The following is a 16,121-nucleotide window of genomic DNA, read 5'->3' on the forward strand; positions in this document are numbered from 1 at the left end:
CGGGACCAGCGATGAACGACGTGCCGATTTTCATCGTTCACGCACACACGGGCGAGGGGGCCACTCCATTTCTCTGAGACGCGTCTGTGAGGTCGCGATCTGAGACCAAGCCGTCTCCGAGACCGGAACTCCCCGACTACGTCGAGGGAGCGGACCGGCCTACCGTGGTTTCACCACCGCATCGCAGTCCGGACACTCCGCGAAGACACCCGTATTCCCGTCCCCGTGGTCGTACTCAATGATCTTCCACGCCGCAGGGATCTCGCGGTCGCAGCTCGGGCACTGTCCGAGCGGCGCCGAGCTGTCGGTCATTAGGGGGGGGGAAAGGGAGCGTGCGACTCTCTTTCCGTCCACCAGTTCGCGGTTAGCTGGATTAAACATTCGGCAGAAATGTGTCGTAGACACACAAGCACTCGTTCGGTTCTCGCTTCGATCTATTGCCCGACAACTCCGAGGGCCCACGCGACCGTCGGCCGAGACTTCACCGGTGGGCCCCCGCTGAACAGTGAGTCACTTCGCAGTTAGGGGCGTTCGCCGCCTCGCGTTAAGTTTGACGTGAATTGTGGTAGACGGCGACGGCTTCGAGCCAGTTTTGAGCTGTCTCTAACGCAACATTGCTAAAACTATTCGTAAACGATGATGTTCGTCGTTCTATCTCTCAAAAGACACGTTCGATGGCGTTCCGATTTCCATGTTGAATGACTTGAAATCGATAGCCATCTTCAGCGAGTACTGATCCGAGATAGTCTGCGTCATCGACGAGGAATTCGACGTTATCAAGCTGATAGCGCCGGTGGAGCTCGGTGAGAAACCATCGCGTCGTCTGTTTATTTGCGGTTGGATAGAGGCTCACGTGGAGGATCTCGTTCGTCTGTGGATCAACCGCGCCGTACAGCCAGAACTGCTGGCCGTGGAGGCGGATCATCTTTTCGTCAACCGCGAGTTGATCCTCTGAGACGGTCGAGACCGGCTGTAAATCAGCTTTATGAACCCAATTATGGATCGCCACATGACTTCGCTTGATCCCAAATAGTTCAAGATATTTACTTACCTCACGTAGTGACATACCGGCCAAGTGACAGCGGATCCCTATTTCAATCGCCCAGCGTGGAGTTCGATCTCGCTCCACAAACGACAAGTCGATCCACGCGATACGTTCGCTGAGGCGGTCGAATTCTGCCATAGACACTCAGAACTCGTCCGCCTCATCCTCTAAGTTAACGCGACCGTTCGCCGGGTGCGTAGTCCGTCCGCTCTCGACACATACCTCCCGACGACCGGGCGGCCCGTCTCACGCCGGTCCAGAGACGACCGGCGGGACTCACCGATCGGGGCCGAGACTGAGTCGTATCCCGGCGAGGCCGGCAAAGAGGAGCGCCCGTCCCACCGGCCCCAGCGGGGTGGTCGGGGGCCTCGGCCCGGAGAGGCTCAGGTCCCCACCGGCGCGACGCCGACGAGACTCAGTGCGACCCCCACCCCCATCAGCTCCGGATTCATGTCGAGCGAACGATTGCGGCGACACGACGTGAAGTTTGACACGGTTTCTGTCACGCCGCCGGTGAGTGGCCTGGGTGACGCGCGGAACGCGATCGGCGGGAAACGCGTACGACGCGGTCCGGTCTGTCGAGCGCCGTCGGAGTTCAACGGCGACAGCGTACCGGACGCGCTTCTAGCCACTCCGCCGGTCGGCGCCGGGTCCTGGATCACACCGAAGGTCGGCCTCGGCGATGTGATACCGCACACGACACCGATCCACTCGACTCTCGCAGTCGCAGCGACCGACTCCTCGGCTCCGCCGTCGCATCAGAAGGCCCTTAACTAATCAGTTAGTAAGTTGAGACAGAACGAAATGGGATCGGAGACAAAATCCGAGATCATCGACGCGACGAATTCGGTGCTGTGTGAGCACGGGTACGCCGGCCTCACGGTACAGAAAATCGCCGACGAGGCGTCGATGACCACCGCCGCGATCCACTACCACTTCGACACGAAAGCGGAGTTGCTGAACGCGTTCCTCGACGACCTGATCGAGCGGTTCAAGACGAAACTCACGTTCGAGGCGACCGACCCGCGCAACCGGCTCACAGCGTTCCTCGACCACGCCTTCACACCGTCGGATCCCGCCGCCGACGGCTTCCCCGTGGCGATGATGGAGCTGAAAGCCCAAGCACCCTTCCAGGAACTGTACCGGGAACGGTTCCTCGAACTCGACGACATCGTGTGCGAGGTCGTCAGGGAGATCGTCGCCGACGGTGTCGACGGCGGACACTTCGCCGAGACTGACCCGGACGAAGTCGCCAGGCTCGTCACGACGACGATCAACGGCGCACACGCCCGACACGTGGCGCTCGGTGAGCCGCTTGACGACACGCGTCGGATGCTCGAAAACACGCTGGAACTCCACCTCGGCTGGCAGCCCCGATCGGAGGTGGTCGCGTGAGCTTCTTCAAAGGCCAAGAGGAGCTCAACCTGACGGAGGGCGGCATCGTCAAACCGCTGTTTTTCCTCTCGCTTCCCATCGTCATTACGAACCTGATGCAGACCGCCTACAACCTGGCGGACACGTTCTGGCTCGGCCAGTACTCGACGGAGGCGCTGGCGGCCATCTCCTTCGCGTTCCCGATGGTGTTCCTGCTCATCTCGCTCGGGATGGGGCTCTCGGTCGCCGGGAGCGTCCTCGTCGCCCAGCACACTGGCGCCGAGGAGACGGAAAAAGCCGAGTATGCGGCCTCGCAGACGGTCTCGTTCGCGTTCATCGCCTCGGTCATCTTCGGAGCGATCGGGTATCCGTTCGTCGAGGAGTTCCTCGCGTTCCTCGGCGCCTCGCCCGAAGTCCTCCCCGGCGCGACGGCGTACATGCAGGTGGTCGCGCTGGGCTTGCCGTTCATGTTCGGATTCTTCGTGTTCATCTCGCTGATGCGCGGCGCGGGCGACACGATCACGCCGATGCTCGTCATGTTCGGGACGGTCGTCATCAACGTGATCCTCGACCCGTTCCTGATCAACGGTTGGGCGGTTGGCCCGATCGCGTTCCCGGAACTCGGGATTCAGGGCGCCGCTATCGCCACAATCTTCTCGCGGGCGCTGGCGATGCTCGTCGGCCTCTACATCATGCTGTCGGGAACGCGGGGGATTCAGATCAACGTCGCCGATATGAAGCCCGACCTCCAGTATCTCCGGAAGATCCTCCGAATCGGCGTCCCGGCGTCGATCGAGGGGACCGGTCGGGCGCTCTCGATCAACGCCCTGCTGATTGTCGTGGGGCTGTTCTCGACCTCGGTCGTCGCCGCGTTCGGTATCGGAACGCGGGTGTTCTCCGTCATCTTCCTCCCCGCGATCGCCGTCGCGCGCGGCGTCGAGACGATGACCGGGCAGAACGTCGGGGCCGGCAAGTACGACCGCGCACAGGAGGCCAACTACGTGGCCGCGAAGGGACTGTTCGGGATCCTCGGCGTCGTCGGCGTCGCCATCTTCTTCGTCCCGACACCAATCGTCTCGGTGTTCACCGACGACCCGGCCGTGCTCGATGTCGGTGCGCAGTTCCTCCGGTACGTCGCGCTCTCGTTCGGGTTCATCGGGATCCAGCGGGCGTTCACGGGCGGCTTCCGCGGCGCCGGGAAGACCCTGATCGCCGCCGCCATCTCTATCACGGCGCTCGCCGTCATCCGGCTGCCCGTTTCCTACGTGGCCTCGCAGGGCATACTCCCGACCGACCTGTGGTTCCTCGGCCAGCCCGACGTCCGGGGCATCTGGATCGCGTTCTTCGCCTCGAACGTCGCCGGGGCGGTCATCGCGTGGCTGTGGTTCCGACGCGGGACGTGGCGTGCGGGCGACGTTCGCGGGACGCCGGACCCCAGCGGCTCCGAACCGGGACCTGAACCGGACGACGCTGAGGCCACCATCGGGGACGACTGATCACTTCAGCCGTATCCGAAACGCACCGTCGACGCTTTCGGCCCCGTGGACGGTCTCGGGGCCGCGCGTCGCGGCGCTCGCCCCGTACACCGGTAGAACTGGGCAGTCGCCGCAGCGGGCGTTGTCACGCACAGACGCGGAGCGGGTCCACCTGCGCCGATCGCTCGCTACAGCGCGGCGCGCGCCGGTCAGACCGATGAGACGGAGACGGACCCCTCGGGTTTTCGGCGGACGACCTCCAGCGAATCAGCGCTCTCGATCAGGACGCCCTCGCCCCCTGCCGAGCGGTGGTTCATCCGGATGATGTTCCCGCAGACCACGTTGCCGTTCCGAACGGGGTCAACTCGCTTCGTGTGGCCGACGATCTGTGGTGGGGCCGACGGGTCCAGGTGCGTGAAGTCCAGCCAGCAGAGCCCGGCATCGGGGCCGCGGCCGCCGTCGCTGCCGAGGGCGAACACGCGGCCGTGTCGTCGTTCGAGCCGCTTCTGTACCGTTCTGTCGTCGCCGTCGACGGCCAACAGCTCGCTCGCGGCGTTCCGGACTACGTCGTTTACCCTCGTCACGTCGAACGGCTCGTTCTGTCCGGCGTGACTGTAGCGATACTGATATCCCTCGAAGGCGGCCGTGACAGCTCCCTCGCTGGCTCGCCGGAGAAACTCGCGCCGGTCCGCCGCGTCGAGGCCGGTGGAATACGCACCCGGCCACCGGACGAACGACGGGAGCAGAATAGCCAACTCGTGATTCCCTAACTGGTATCGGACCCGCCCGGGCGGGGCTTCCTCTTGGAGCCGCCAGACCATCTCGAGACACTCCTCGTTCGCCGGCCCCCGGTCGATCACGTCGCCGTTGACCACGAGTACGTAATCGTTGTCCGCCCAGTGGAGCCGGTCAGACTCATCGGCCCGTACGAGGTCCGGATACTGCCCGGAGTCACCGACGGCGAGCAGCGCGCTTCGAGCGTCCGTGAGGTAGCCGTGGATATCACTGACGTGTACGATCAACGGGTCGCTGGAGGTTCGTTCGACAGTAGCGGGCGGAACACTCATCTCGGTACACCTTGGTCTTCGACCCCCGAAGTCGTTTGGTGGAGATCGAGCGGACCGTGGGTGATGTAGCGTGATTTATTAGCGTGACTCTCTCAGGTTGAGCAGACCACGTGACGACGTGCTGTTGGGTAGAGTGTCATCATGGACCGAACGGACTTGACGCCGGACCCGAACGAGCTGCTCGAGGCGGCGCTCACAGATCCCGAATCGTTCGACGCCGCGCGGACCGCGCGGGTCGTGGCGCAGCTCGAGCACGACGACGAGGGAGTTCAACGAGCCGCGTCGTGGGCACTTCGATTCGTGTCCGCGGAGACGCCCGAACTCGTCGACGCCTGTGCCGGACGGTTCCGACGAGCGCTTCGCGATCCAGCGGCCCGGTCGGTCGCGCTTCGAACTCTCGCGGTGCTCGATGACCACAACCAGGAGGCGGTCGCCGAGATCATCGACGGGGCGGTCGAAGCCGGGTTGATTGACGAGTCACTTGCCATCCGGACTGTCGCCGGCTATCAACCCCCCGAGTTCGAATCCGGCGGGTCAGTGATCGCGGACGAAGGGGACGAAGCGATCTCACCGACCGAACCCGCCGTCGCGGCGGACCGAGAGGAGTCGACCGGCTCCGCGGACGGCGAGGACGCGTCGCCGACGCCCGGACATCCCCCAAACGAGCCCCCTGCGAAGCCACCCCGACTCGACCGATCGCTGACCGAACACAGGTCAAGAGAGGCTGCTGAAGCAGCCGGCGATTCAGACGCCGAGCGCATCCAATTCGCGACGAGCGGGCGCGAATTCACAGCGACGTGCCGCCGGGGTGTGATCGCCAGCGGTATGCATGACGACGCCTTTCGGGACGCGATCGAGCGGTGGCGTCGGATCGACGATCATGACGCTGTCGCACGCGTCGTCGACGCCGGAACGCGCCCCGTACCGTGGCTCGTTTCTGAGCGGGGCGCACCGGGGCTCCTCACCGAGAGAGAGACGCCGGTCTCACCGGCTGAAGCCAGGTGGATTCTGTTACAGATCGCCGACGCGGTTCAGTACGCACACGCTGCGGGCGTGCTTCACGGTGCGATGTGGCCGGGCGTGATTACTGCGGTCAACGCCGTCGAAGACCCTGACGCGTGGGCCTTTCCGCGGGTCAGCGACTGGGGACTGCGGGAAGTGTTCGGGCCGGAGACTACGTTCTCCGAGATACCCGACTCGTACGCGGCACCGGAACACGTCGCTCCCGACCGATTCGGCGGGGTCGACACTGCGACCGACATCTACGGGCTCGGTATGATCGGGCACGAGCTACTCACGGGCGCCGCGCCGACCCGCGACGACGGGACCGTTCACACGCGAGACGTCGTGACCGGTATCCCCGAAGGACTGTCCACAGTCCTGCTGAAGTCGCTGAGAACAGCGAAGATGGAGCGATACGCCTCTGTGGCAGCGTTCAAACGAGACTTGTTATCGTGACCAGCAATGCGTGACCGCGTCGTCGAACGTGGCGGGAACGAACTGATGACGGCGACTCTCGGGTCGAGCGCGTTAGAGCCGGGACCAGCGGTCGTTAGTACCTCGTCACCGGTACTCGGGGCCGGCGTCACTCGGTTCGTCGCCCTCGTCCTCGTGCTGGCCGCGTGCCTCGGAACGGCGCGGTACGCGCTGGTAACAGCGCGACACGAACCGCATGACACGCTCGTGTGGCGGTACGTCGCGTTGTCGACGGCCGTCGGTGGAGTGTTCTCGGCGCTGTTGCTGGCCGAGACGACTCGCCCGGCAGTTGGAACGGTTCTCGTCGCGTTCAGACTCCTTTCACAGTTGTTCTTTGCCGTCTTCCTCGCCTTGTCACTCCGAGAACTGTACTACGCTCAGCCCGCGACATCGACCGAGGGAACCCGGATCTCGCTGTCGACGGCCCGACGGATCGAGACTGGATTCATGCTGCTCGCCTTAATCCAGTTCCCGCTCGTTGTCTGGCTCGGGCCGACGGTGGTCGCGGAGGTGATCGTCGCGACCGCGGCCGGTGCGTTCACCGTTTACGGGGTCTCGTTCGGACAGGCGATTCGGGCGCGTCGGCTGACGCACGGGACCGTCCTCGATGCCACCGTCACCTACGTGATCGCCGTGCTGATCTGTGTGGGGACGGTGAGCGTTATACAGGGCGCCACCGCCACCTCGCTCCCGGCGCCGGCAATCCGAGGGGCCGTCAACGTGCTCTTGGTGATGATAGGGACCTTCCTGATTAGTCTCATTATCAGGCTCAAGCGGAGCGCCGACGCAGCCAGCGCTAGTGCCTGACGACCGGAAACTGCTCGGCAGCACGGAGCGGGACGCGCGGGGAAAACGACAGCAGGTGACGCCACGCTCGAAGGCGAGCGTTTACGTCGGAAGACGCCAAGGGTAAGTCAACACATATGGTAGCCAGCGACACACGGTCTGTCGACGAGCTAGAGCGACGCGTCGAGGCGATCGCCGCGACGGAACCGGCCGAGAGGAGCCCGGACGATCACGCGCGATTGACCGACGCCCTCGTCGCGCTCGCCGACGCCTACGGCGAACGCGGAGCGTTCGACGCTGAGGCCGAGACGATCGCGCGGCTGGACCGGCTCCGCGGCCACGGCGGAGCCAACGACACGGCGGTCCACCTCGCGAACGCCCTCGCGAACGCGACGAGCGTGCGGGACCGTGACGACCTCTACGAGACCGCGATCGACCCCGGCCGCATCGAGGCGTACCGAGACCGAATCCAAACGCTGTACGACCGCCACCCCGAGCCGGCGATCGCGGCGCCGCTGGCTCGGGCGACCGCCGAGACGATCCACGCGAACGGGAAGGGGGATCGTCGCGATCGGATCGAACCCCTGGTTGACCGTCTCGAAACGCTGTACGACGCGCATCCCGAGCCGGACGTCGCGGCCGCGCTGTTGCGGGCGTACGCTCACGCGGAACTGTACCTCGGCGAGGAACCCGAGAGCGAGGAGACCGCTGACGTGCCGCTGGGCCGCAACGCCGGCGCCGACACGGGCGACGACCATCCCGATTCGGCGGTCGAAGGTGACCGCGTCGCCCGCGCGGAGGAGCTGTTTCGAACCCACCCGGACGGCGACGTCGCCGCCGGCCTGGCCGGCGTCCTCGCCGGCCGAACGAACGCCGACGCCAAGCGGACGGACGTCGAAGCGATCGAGGCCCGGATCGGTCGGATCGAAGCGCTCGCCGACCGGTACCCGGCCCGGGAGGAGTCGATCACCCGCTGGCTCCCGGTCGCGACGGCGAACGCCGCGCGCGCCGGCTTCGAGGCGGCCGACATCAGTCGGGTCGAACACTGGGCGAGCGAGACGGCCGCGCACCACGAGCGACTCTCGACGCCGTCGAGTGCGACGTGGGCGGCGGTGGCGGCGTTCTTCTCCGCGCGGGCGTCGTTCTTCGACGGCGACATCGACGCGGGCGAGACGAAGCTCGAACGCCTCGAAGCGCTCGAAGACCGGTACGAGAACCCGGTGTTCGCACACTGGCTCGGCCGGGCAATGTTCGACGCCGCCCGGAGTTACGTCGAGAACGACCGATCCGAGCGCGCCCGCGAGATGGTCGACGAGCTGTCCGAGTTCGCGGTGGGCCACCAGGACCGCGAAGAGATCGAGGCTGGGCTGGAGGCGCTCCGCTCGCACGCGCCGCACCTGTTCGACGAGCCCGACGACTCGGGTGGCGAGGCCACGGACTCGGTCGAAGTGACCGCCGGGCCGGTCGCCACGGACGACGGCCCGGACGAAACGCCGAGCGAGACGCGGCCGGACGGCGTCTCTCGCGAACCGGACGAGACGAGTGCCACCCCCGACGCAGACGAGGCCACCGCGGCCGACCGGGGCGGATCGACGGCCGACTCGGCGGACGACGACTCGACGGACGCGCCGGGGTGTGGGAACTGCGGCGACGACAGCTGCGGAAACTGCGGCACGGGCGACGACCTGAAGGAGCCGGCGTCCGGTCCGGTGCTCGCTGCCGTCGGTGCGGCGGTAGTCCTCGTCGGGGTCTCCGTTGCGTACACGCTGTACCGCGCACAGCGCGCGCTCCGGCGGTCGGTCGGATCGCAGTGACGAAGCGAGCCACCCGTCGGCGCCCGCCCTGACCGCCGACACGGCGACGCCGCACTGTGCCGCACCGGCTCCTGTCGCGCAATGCCACAGACTTTCCGTGCGGCGCTGTTCGAACGCGTATGACGATCGATACCGGCGATTCCGTGACGATCGAGTATACGGGCCGACTCGACGACGAAACAGTGTTCGACACCACCCGGCAGTCCGTCGCCGAGGAGGCGGGGCTCGCCGAAGCGCAACCCGACAGAGAGTACACGCCGTTGACGGTCGAAATCGGGGCCGAGCAGGTCATCGAGGGGATGGAGGAGGGACTGATCGGCTTAGAGGCGGGAGACACGGAGACGCTGACGATCCCGCCGGAGAAGGCCTACGGCGAACCCAGCGAGGAACACGTCCAGGAGTTCGAGACCGCGGAGCTCAGAGAGATGCTCGGCGGACAGACGCCGGAGGAGGGCTCGTATCTCGAGGCTCAGAACGGGAGTCAGGGAGAGGTCGTTCACGTCGACGAGGAGATCGTTCGGGTGGACTTCAACCCCCGCCTCGCCGGCGAAACGCTGACGTTCGACGTGGAGATCATCGAGGTCAACTGAGTCTGACTGAGGTGTCGGTGGCCGCCGCACACGGAGAGCCGCACCTCGGGAACGTCCCCCACGAGTTATGTTCGTCTGGGAGACAGTTCCGTTGTGAACGACGAGCTCTTCGAACGCATTCTCGTCCCGATAGCGAGTCCCGAAGACGCGGAGGCGACGGCGCGTGCGATCCGGCCGCATCTCGACGCGGGGACCACGCTCATCGTGACACACGTCACGCGGGGGACCGACGCCGAGACGACGATCAAGACCGGTCGAGACCAGTTCGCCGGGGCGACCTACGAAACGTTCTCGGACATCCTCTATCGCCGCGACCTCGAGTTCGAGTGGGTGACGCTCGAAGCGCGCGAGGTCACGGAGGCGCTCGTCGACGCGGTCGAGATGACCACGGCGACGGTGGTCGCGTTCACGCCGCGCGACATGGACACGTGGAAGCAGACGCTGGCGGGCGACCCCGGGAACCGACTCATCCGGGAGGCGGCCGTGCCGGTGATGGTCTTCCCCAACCAGCAGTCCTGAGAGGCCGCGCCGCTCCGCGTCGCGGGGCGACGCCTCGGGAGCTGAACCCGCGACAGGTCACTCCGAACTGAACTCGACGCCCGTGACTTCGAACCGGGCGCCGTCCCGAGCTCCGGTAGTCACCCGGATGTCCCATCCGTGTGCTTTCACCACCTGATTCACGATGTGTAGTCCGAAGCCGGTCCCGTTTCGCGTGGTGGAGTAGCCGGGTTCGAACACGCTGTCACGGTTCTCTTCCGGAATCCCCACACCGGTGTCTTCGACGTAGAACCCGTCGTCCAGTTCCCCGACGGTAACCGTCACGTCCTCGCCGCCGTGCTCGATCGCGTTACTGATGAGATTTTCGAACAACTGGCGAAACCGACTTTCATCGGCACGAACACTCCGGCTGATAGCCGTTTTGAGCGTCGCCTCAGTGGTAGCGACCGTCCGCCAGCAATCGCTGGCTACATCCGCCGGGTTCACTCGCTCTAACTCGCCCACTCGGCTTTGAACGTTGAGTATCTAACACTTAATCGACCGAAAATGGCGTTTGAGACGGTGTGAGCACGGAAAAGAGAGTTCAGCCGTAGACGCTCCGCTCTCCACTGGAGGTTCAAACGCCGTGAACGCTGTCTTCATTATCCTCTGTGAATCACTCTCCTGTTCGATCGATACGGTAAACTCTTCGTAGAACGTTTCTTCCTCCGATTCCGGGCTCAATAGTGTTAGCACGACAACGTTCAAAGCTGAGTCGCCCATCTGTTCTCCGACGCGAGCGAGCGCAAGCAGATCGTCGATCAAGTCCTGCATCCGCTCGTGAGACCGGCGCACCGCGTCGATATGCTCACCGTCGTACTCCTCTCGTACCAACTCCAGTCGGCCCTTCGCGACGTTCAGGGGGTTCCGTAGGTCGTGCGAAACTATCGACGCGAACTGGCTCAACTGCTCGTTCTGATCTCGGAGCTGTTCCGTCGTCCGCTTTCGCTGGAGTTCCACCGTCACCCAGTTGCTCATCAGGTCAACCAGCGTCTCCTCCCAGTCCGTGAACCGATCGGCCCGGGCCGCAGTGTCGTAGAAACAGAACGTCCCGTACACGTCACCGGTGTCGAACACCGGGGCTCCGATGTACGACGAAATCCCCCACTCGGTGAATCCCGCCCGGCCGGTCTCCTCGGGCGCATCCCGTTCGACGTCGCCGATCACGACCGTCTGTCTGGTGCTCGCTACTAGTTCACAGTTCGTCGCCGAGACCGGAACTACGTCGCCGGGCTGGATCGTCTCACGGTCCGTGTCGACGAACTCGAAGACGTATTCGTCGTCGTGAATGCTCGAGAGGGTCCCGTACTCGGTTCCTAACTCCCTCCGACCGAGCCGCAGAAGCGCTTGTACCTTCTCGTCAAACGACAGATCCGGGTCCGAAGTGACGTCGTACAGTTCGTGAAGCGCCCGCTCTCGTTGCTTCCGCTCAGTAATGTCGTGAACGGCCCCTCGGAGCGTCGTGACTTCACCGTTTTCGACGTGAGGGTCGCCGCGGATCTCCATCCACCGATCCTCGCCGTTAGACCGCTGGAGGCGGGCCTCTATCGCGAACGATTCCCCGTGAGTAAGTGCGTTTTCGACCGCGGCTTCAACCCTCGGCCGGTCTTCCTCGACGTAGATGTCGACGACGTCCTCCAGTGAGGGCGCTCGGTCGCCCTCCCAGCCGATGAGCTCGAACAGGTGGTCGGACCAGAACGCGTCTCCCGTCTTCGGGTCGACCTCCCAGCCGCCGACATCGGCGACCCGTTCCGTGTGATCGAGGAGTTCGACGACGCGATCAAACTCACGCTCGCGTTCTCGCCGCTCAGTTATATCCGAGGCGATACCGACGGTCCGATACACTTCTCCGGCCTCGTTTTTCACCGGAACGGCCCGGTCGTACACCCATCGCGTCTCTCCGTTCGGCCGGACGATGCGGTACTCCTCCTCGTAGGAGCCAGTCGACTGCGGATCGAGGATCTCTTCGACTCGGTCTCGGTCCTCCGGATGGATGGCGTCCACAAATGACTGCGGGTCCTCGTACAGCGCGTCGGGCGATCGGCCCCAAATCTCCTCGTACGCGGGGTTGACGTAGAGCACTTCACCCTTCGTCGGGTCGGTCATCCAGACCATTTCCTGGATGTTCTCGGCCATCTGCCGGAACCGCCGTTCTCGCTCTCGGAGTTCGTCTTCCATCCGAACACGCTCCGAGATGTCTCGGAGAACGCCGACGAACTTGCGTTCGCCGCCCTCCTTGAACGTGCTGAACGATATCGAGACCGGCACCTCGTGTCCCTCTCGATGCTGGGCGGAGAATTCGATCGCCGTCCAGTCCAGCGACCGGTCGTTCGTCTCCAGGAACCGCTCCATTCCCTGCCGGTGGCCGTCTCGATACCGCTCCGGTATCAAGGTGAACAGCGAGTCGCCTCTGAGGGTCTCCGGGTCGTACCCGAACAGGTCTTCGGTCGCTTGGTTTACGAACTGGATCGTGTTCGTGGAGTCGACGGTGAGGATGGCGTCGCTTGAGTTTTCGGCGATCGCCTCGAGGCGCCGCTTGGTCCGTTCGGCCTCCCGCTCGGCCCGCCACTTGTCGACGACGTTTCGGATCCGATTGGCCAGAACGGCGTACTGATCGGTGCCGACTCCCTTCTGTAAATAATCCGTAACGCCCGCCGAAATCGCATCGCTCGCGATGTCCTCGCTTCCTTTCGCCGTGAACAGTATAAATGGAAGATCGGCGTCCCGCTCGCGAACGGCTTCGAGAAGTTCGATCCCGTTCCGCTCCGGCATGTCGTAGTCGGAAACAACGCAGTCGATGTCCGTTTCAGCGAGTGTGTCGAGTCCGTCACTCGCGCTCCCCGCGGATACGACCTCGAAATGACTGTCCTCTCTTCGAAGATAGGTACTGACCAATTCCGCAAGGTCGGGATCATCGTCGACATGTAAAATGCGGATTGAGTTCACTTTCTCGCTCATGTGAAGCCTTACTGTTAGATATATAATTACGCAGTAATAAGTCCCCTATAGAAATGTAACTGAACGTGAACCAAGACGCAGCACTCGGGTAGTGTTTATGAGCGAATGTCGGCCTCGCGCCTCCGGTCTCGACCGTGGTAATAACCGTGATCAGACACCGAGAACGGGCACTCGCCCGTCGGTGCTCACTCCTCGCTCTCGTACGTCTCGCCGACGGCGGAGGGGGTCCGCGTGGAGCCCCAGATCGTCAGGACGAGGATCACGCCGGCGTACGGGAACAGATTAACCAGCCTGTTCGGGACGTTGATGCCGACCGTCTGTAGCTGGATCTGTAACATGTCCAAGCCCCCGAACACGAGCGCTGCGGCGGCCGCTCCGAGCGGGTTGTAGTTCCCAAACAGGTAGGCGGCGATGCCGATCCAGCCGCGGCCGCTGACCATCGTGTCACCGGTGCCGGTGAACGACCCCGCCTGTGCGAGCAGTACCGCGCCGCCGAGGCCGGCCATGACGCCGGAGAAGATCACTGCCGCGTATCGAACACGCGTCAGGTCGACGCCGGCCGTGTCGAGCGCTTCCGGGTTCTCCCCGGCCGCTTGGATCCAGTATCCGTACCTCGTGTCATTGAGGAACTTCCACGCGGCCACGGCCACGACGGCCGTGATCATCACGAGCGGTGACGCGTCGAAGAGGATCCGACCGAGCACGGGGACGTCTGCGAGCACGGGGATAGCCAGGTTGTCGATGCTCTCGAGGCTCGGGCTGTTTCGGCTGTCCCAGACGAGCACCGCCATGAACGGCCCGAAGCCGAGCCCGACGAACCAGAGCGCCAACCCGGCGACGATCTGGTCCGCCTCGTATCTGATCAACAGGATCGCGAACAGCACTGCGAACGCGAGACTGACCAGCACCGAGGCGAGGATCGCGAGCCAGATATCGCTCTGCCCCGGATCGCCCCCGCTGATGATCCACATCGTCGTCGCCGCGGTCGCCGCCCCGAAGATCATGAACCCCTCGACGCCGATGTTGAAGACGCCGCTCTTCTCGGCGTAGAGACCGCCGATGGCCGTCAGCGCGATCGGTGTCGCGGCTTGAAGCGAGCGCTCCACGAACCCGATCGTGACGATCTCGACGATCGGTAGATCCAGCGCGACGGCCACCGCGACGGCCGCGGCGACGAGGGCGGCACCGCCCCCGATCCGGAGTCGGTTGCCGTCTGCGTAGCCCGCGAGACTCATCGGCGGTCACCCCCTACCCCGGTCCGCACGGCGGCCGTCCGGAACAGTTCCGGCACGGCGACGAAGAGGATGACGAGCCCGATGACCCCGTCGATGAGCTGTACCGGAAGGTCGGTGTAGATCCCGATGTGGGACCCGGCGGACTCGAGGCCGCCGAAAAGTAGTCCCGCCGGGACGATGCCGATCGGGTTGTTCGCGGCGAGCAGGCTCACGGCGATCGCGTCGAACCCGTACGTCCCGATGCCGCTCAGGTCGGTGTAGCAGCCTTGGATCATAATTGCGAACACCGCGCCGGCGATTCCCGCCACCACCTCCGAGAGGGTCATCGTCGAGACGACGGTCCGTTCGGCGTCGACGCCCGAGTACGTCGCCGCCGACTCCTGGTGGCCGCTCGTCACCATGTCGTATCCGAATCGGCTGCGCTCCACCACGACGGAGATCACGACGACGGTCGCGAGCGCGATTCCGGGCCCGACGATCGAGAAGCCAGAAGTGTCGAACACGACGCCGGGTAGGGAGACGTACTCCGGAATTCGCTCCGTGTTCGGGGCCGCGTTGCCTTCGCCGCGGAACGGGTTCTGGACCAGCCACCCCACCACCCCGACCGCGATGAAGTTCAACATGATTGGACGTGTCGCCAGCCCCCGGGCAGACGGCCTCAAGTGCCTATAGGACGAATGGTTCGTATGACTACGCAGCCCGAAGCTATCGCGGGCGTTGCGGACGTGGACTGTTCCGAAACGCGAGCGCTCGTGACCGGTTCGACGAGCGGCATCGGCCGCGCTGCGGCGCTCGCGTTGGGGCGTCTCGGTGCCGATGTCATCGTCCACGGTCGCGATCAGGAGGCCGGGGCGGCGGTCGTGAACGAACTCGACGCGCTCGGGTCAGACGGTCAGTTCGTTCGGGCCGATTTCGCTGACCCCGACGCCGTCCGAGAACTGGCCGCGACCGTCCGCCGGACGACTGACGGCCTTGACCTCCTCATCAACAACGCGGGCGGCTTCTTCCGAAGCGGGCGGCTCACCGACCTCGGCGTCGAGTACACGTTCCACGTCAACCACCTCAGCCCGTATCTGTTGACCGCGGAGCTGCTCGACCATCTCACCGCCGGCAGTCGAATCGTCACGACGGCCTCGGCCGCGCACCAGGGGACGTCACTGGACCTCTCGCGGGTTCAGACGCTCGACGAGTACTCCGGCATGTGGGCGTACAGCCACTCGAAGCTCGCGAATATTCTCTTCTCGAGTGAACTCGCTAGACGGCTCGACGCCGCCGACCGAGACGTTGTCTCGAATAGCATCCATCCCGGTGCGATCCCGGGAAGCGGGTTCAGTCGGTTCCTCCCTGGACCGATCCCCCGCGTCCTCGAAGCGCTCGACGGTCTGCCGATCGTCACGAGCGTTGCCGAGGGGGCGGCCGAGATTCTGGTGCCCGCCCTCTCGCCGCGGACAGCGACGATCTCTGGACGATACTTCAGCGATCAACGGCCGACACAGCCGTCCGCTCCGGCACAGGGCACCTATGCGGCGCAGCGTCTCTGGAATGCGAGCGCGGATCTGCTCGGGATAGCTACGCCCCTCGCAGAGGGTGCTGAATGAACTGGGCGTTTGTGACAGTACGATATCCACTTTGTCTTTCGCTCTTCGGTAGACTGGCGGAACTAGCGGAATACATTGACAGCGATACAGTCCACGAGACTGTGGATCGGTGCCCCAGTAAGGTTCAGTGACCGGAGGAAGCCGTAGGTCCGAGCGGCCTGTTCCA

12 protein-coding genes and 3 pseudogenes are annotated in these 16,121 nt (G+C 64.5%); 8 read left to right on the top strand and 7 right to left on the bottom strand.

Going from position 1 to position 16,121, the window contains the following annotated elements; genetic code table 11:
• Positions 1 to 544 precede the first annotated feature (544 nt).
• Positions 545 to 1,183, bottom strand: a pseudogene (locus B9G38_RS01725) (IS6 family transposase).
• 666 nt (positions 1,184 to 1,849) lie between these two features.
• On the opposite strand from B9G38_RS01725, the gene B9G38_RS01730 reads away from it, so the two are divergent.
• Positions 1,850 to 2,440, top strand: coding sequence for a TetR/AcrR family transcriptional regulator (locus B9G38_RS01730; protein WP_086219269.1), 591 nt, complete (start codon positions 1,850 to 1,852; stop codon positions 2,438 to 2,440).
• The gene (locus tag B9G38_RS01735; RefSeq protein ID WP_086219270.1) at positions 2,437 to 3,915 is read left to right on the top strand and encodes an MATE family efflux transporter; all 1,479 of its coding nucleotides are present in this window, start codon (positions 2,437 to 2,439) and stop codon (positions 3,913 to 3,915) included. The genes B9G38_RS01730 and B9G38_RS01735 overlap by 4 nt, the downstream gene beginning before the upstream one ends.
• 188 nt (positions 3,916 to 4,103) lie before the next feature.
• Here B9G38_RS01735 and B9G38_RS01740 read toward each other — a convergent pair whose 3' ends face one another.
• Positions 4,104 to 4,961 (bottom strand): metallophosphoesterase, encoded by an 858-nt coding sequence (locus tag B9G38_RS01740; protein ID WP_086219271.1) that lies wholly within the window; start codon positions 4,959 to 4,961, stop codon positions 4,104 to 4,106.
• Positions 4,962 to 5,102: 141 nt separating this feature from the next.
• Between B9G38_RS01740 and B9G38_RS01745 the strand changes: the two genes are divergently transcribed.
• The 5 genes from B9G38_RS01745 to B9G38_RS01765 all read left to right on the top strand — a co-directional run bounded on the left by B9G38_RS01745 (position 5,103) and on the right by B9G38_RS01765 (position 10,146).
• Entirely contained in the window at positions 5,103 to 6,419 is a 1,317-nt protein-coding gene (locus tag B9G38_RS01745) for a hypothetical protein (RefSeq protein ID WP_086219272.1), read from the top strand.
• Between the two features lie 6 nt (positions 6,420 to 6,425).
• Complete coding sequence (locus tag B9G38_RS01750) at positions 6,426 to 7,244, top strand: hypothetical protein (RefSeq protein WP_143415344.1); 819 nt, start codon at positions 6,426 to 6,428, stop codon at positions 7,242 to 7,244.
• Between the two features lie 116 nt (positions 7,245 to 7,360).
• Positions 7,361 to 9,037, top strand: a complete 1,677-nt coding sequence (locus B9G38_RS01755) for a hypothetical protein (protein ID WP_086219273.1) — start codon at positions 7,361 to 7,363, stop codon at positions 9,035 to 9,037.
• Positions 9,038 to 9,180: 143 nt separating this feature from the next.
• Positions 9,181 to 9,627, top strand: coding sequence for a peptidylprolyl isomerase (locus B9G38_RS01760; protein WP_049931060.1), 447 nt, complete (start codon positions 9,181 to 9,183; stop codon positions 9,625 to 9,627).
• A 93-nt stretch (positions 9,628 to 9,720) separates the two neighbouring features.
• Positions 9,721 to 10,146, top strand: coding sequence for a universal stress protein (locus B9G38_RS01765; protein ID WP_086219274.1), 426 nt, complete (start codon positions 9,721 to 9,723; stop codon positions 10,144 to 10,146).
• 57 nt (positions 10,147 to 10,203) lie between these two features.
• On the opposite strand, the gene B9G38_RS01770 is transcribed toward B9G38_RS01765, so the two are convergent.
• The 4 genes and pseudogenes from B9G38_RS01770 to B9G38_RS01785 form a co-directional block, all read right to left on the bottom strand.
• Positions 10,204 to 10,611, bottom strand: coding sequence for a HAMP domain-containing sensor histidine kinase (locus B9G38_RS01770; protein WP_321166650.1), 408 nt, complete (start codon positions 10,609 to 10,611; stop codon positions 10,204 to 10,206).
• Positions 10,612 to 10,650: 39 nt separating this feature from the next.
• Positions 10,651 to 13,122 carry a PAS domain S-box protein gene (locus B9G38_RS01775; RefSeq protein ID WP_086219276.1) on the bottom strand — a complete coding sequence of 824 codons (2,472 nt, stop codon included), beginning with the start codon at positions 13,120 to 13,122 and terminating at the stop codon, positions 10,651 to 10,653.
• A 185-nt stretch (positions 13,123 to 13,307) separates the two neighbouring features.
• Positions 13,308 to 14,357, bottom strand: coding sequence for an ABC transporter permease (locus B9G38_RS01780; protein ID WP_086219277.1), 1,050 nt, complete (start codon positions 14,355 to 14,357; stop codon positions 13,308 to 13,310).
• Positions 14,354 to 14,983: pseudogene (locus tag B9G38_RS01785) on the bottom strand (ABC transporter permease); the annotation flags it as partial. The gene B9G38_RS01780 and the pseudogene B9G38_RS01785, both read right to left, overlap by 4 nt.
• A 60-nt stretch (positions 14,984 to 15,043) precedes the next feature.
• Here B9G38_RS01785 and B9G38_RS01790 point away from each other — a divergent pair.
• On the top strand, positions 15,044 to 15,955 hold the full coding sequence (locus B9G38_RS01790; RefSeq protein ID WP_086219278.1) for an SDR family NAD(P)-dependent oxidoreductase: 912 nt from the start codon (positions 15,044 to 15,046) through the stop codon (positions 15,953 to 15,955).
• Positions 15,956 to 16,017: 62 nt separating this feature from the next.
• Here B9G38_RS01790 and B9G38_RS17730 read toward each other — a convergent pair.
• Positions 16,018 to 16,121: pseudogene (locus B9G38_RS17730) on the bottom strand (IS1595 family transposase); the annotation flags it as partial.

The organism is Halorubrum sp. SD612 (assembly GCF_002135005.1).

Coding starts and splice junctions, on each gene's coding strand:
- B9G38_RS01780 (WP_086219277.1), bottom strand. CDS start 14,357: ATGAGTCTCGCGGGCTACGCAGACGGCAACCGACTCCGGATCGGGGGC.
- B9G38_RS01730 (WP_086219269.1), top strand. CDS start 1,850: ATGGGATCGGAGACAAAATCCGAGATCATCGACGCGACGAATTCGGTG.
- B9G38_RS01775 (WP_086219276.1), bottom strand. CDS start 13,122: ATGAGCGAGAAAGTGAACTCAATCCGCATTTTACATGTCGACGATGAT.
- B9G38_RS01750 (WP_143415344.1), top strand. CDS start 6,426: ATGCGTGACCGCGTCGTCGAACGTGGCGGGAACGAACTGATGACGGCG.
- B9G38_RS01790 (WP_086219278.1), top strand. CDS start 15,044: ATGACTACGCAGCCCGAAGCTATCGCGGGCGTTGCGGACGTGGACTGT.
- B9G38_RS01745 (WP_086219272.1), top strand. CDS start 5,103: ATGGACCGAACGGACTTGACGCCGGACCCGAACGAGCTGCTCGAGGCG.
- B9G38_RS01740 (WP_086219271.1), bottom strand. CDS start 4,961: ATGAGTGTTCCGCCCGCTACTGTCGAACGAACCTCCAGCGACCCGTTG.
- B9G38_RS01755 (WP_086219273.1), top strand. CDS start 7,361: ATGGTAGCCAGCGACACACGGTCTGTCGACGAGCTAGAGCGACGCGTC.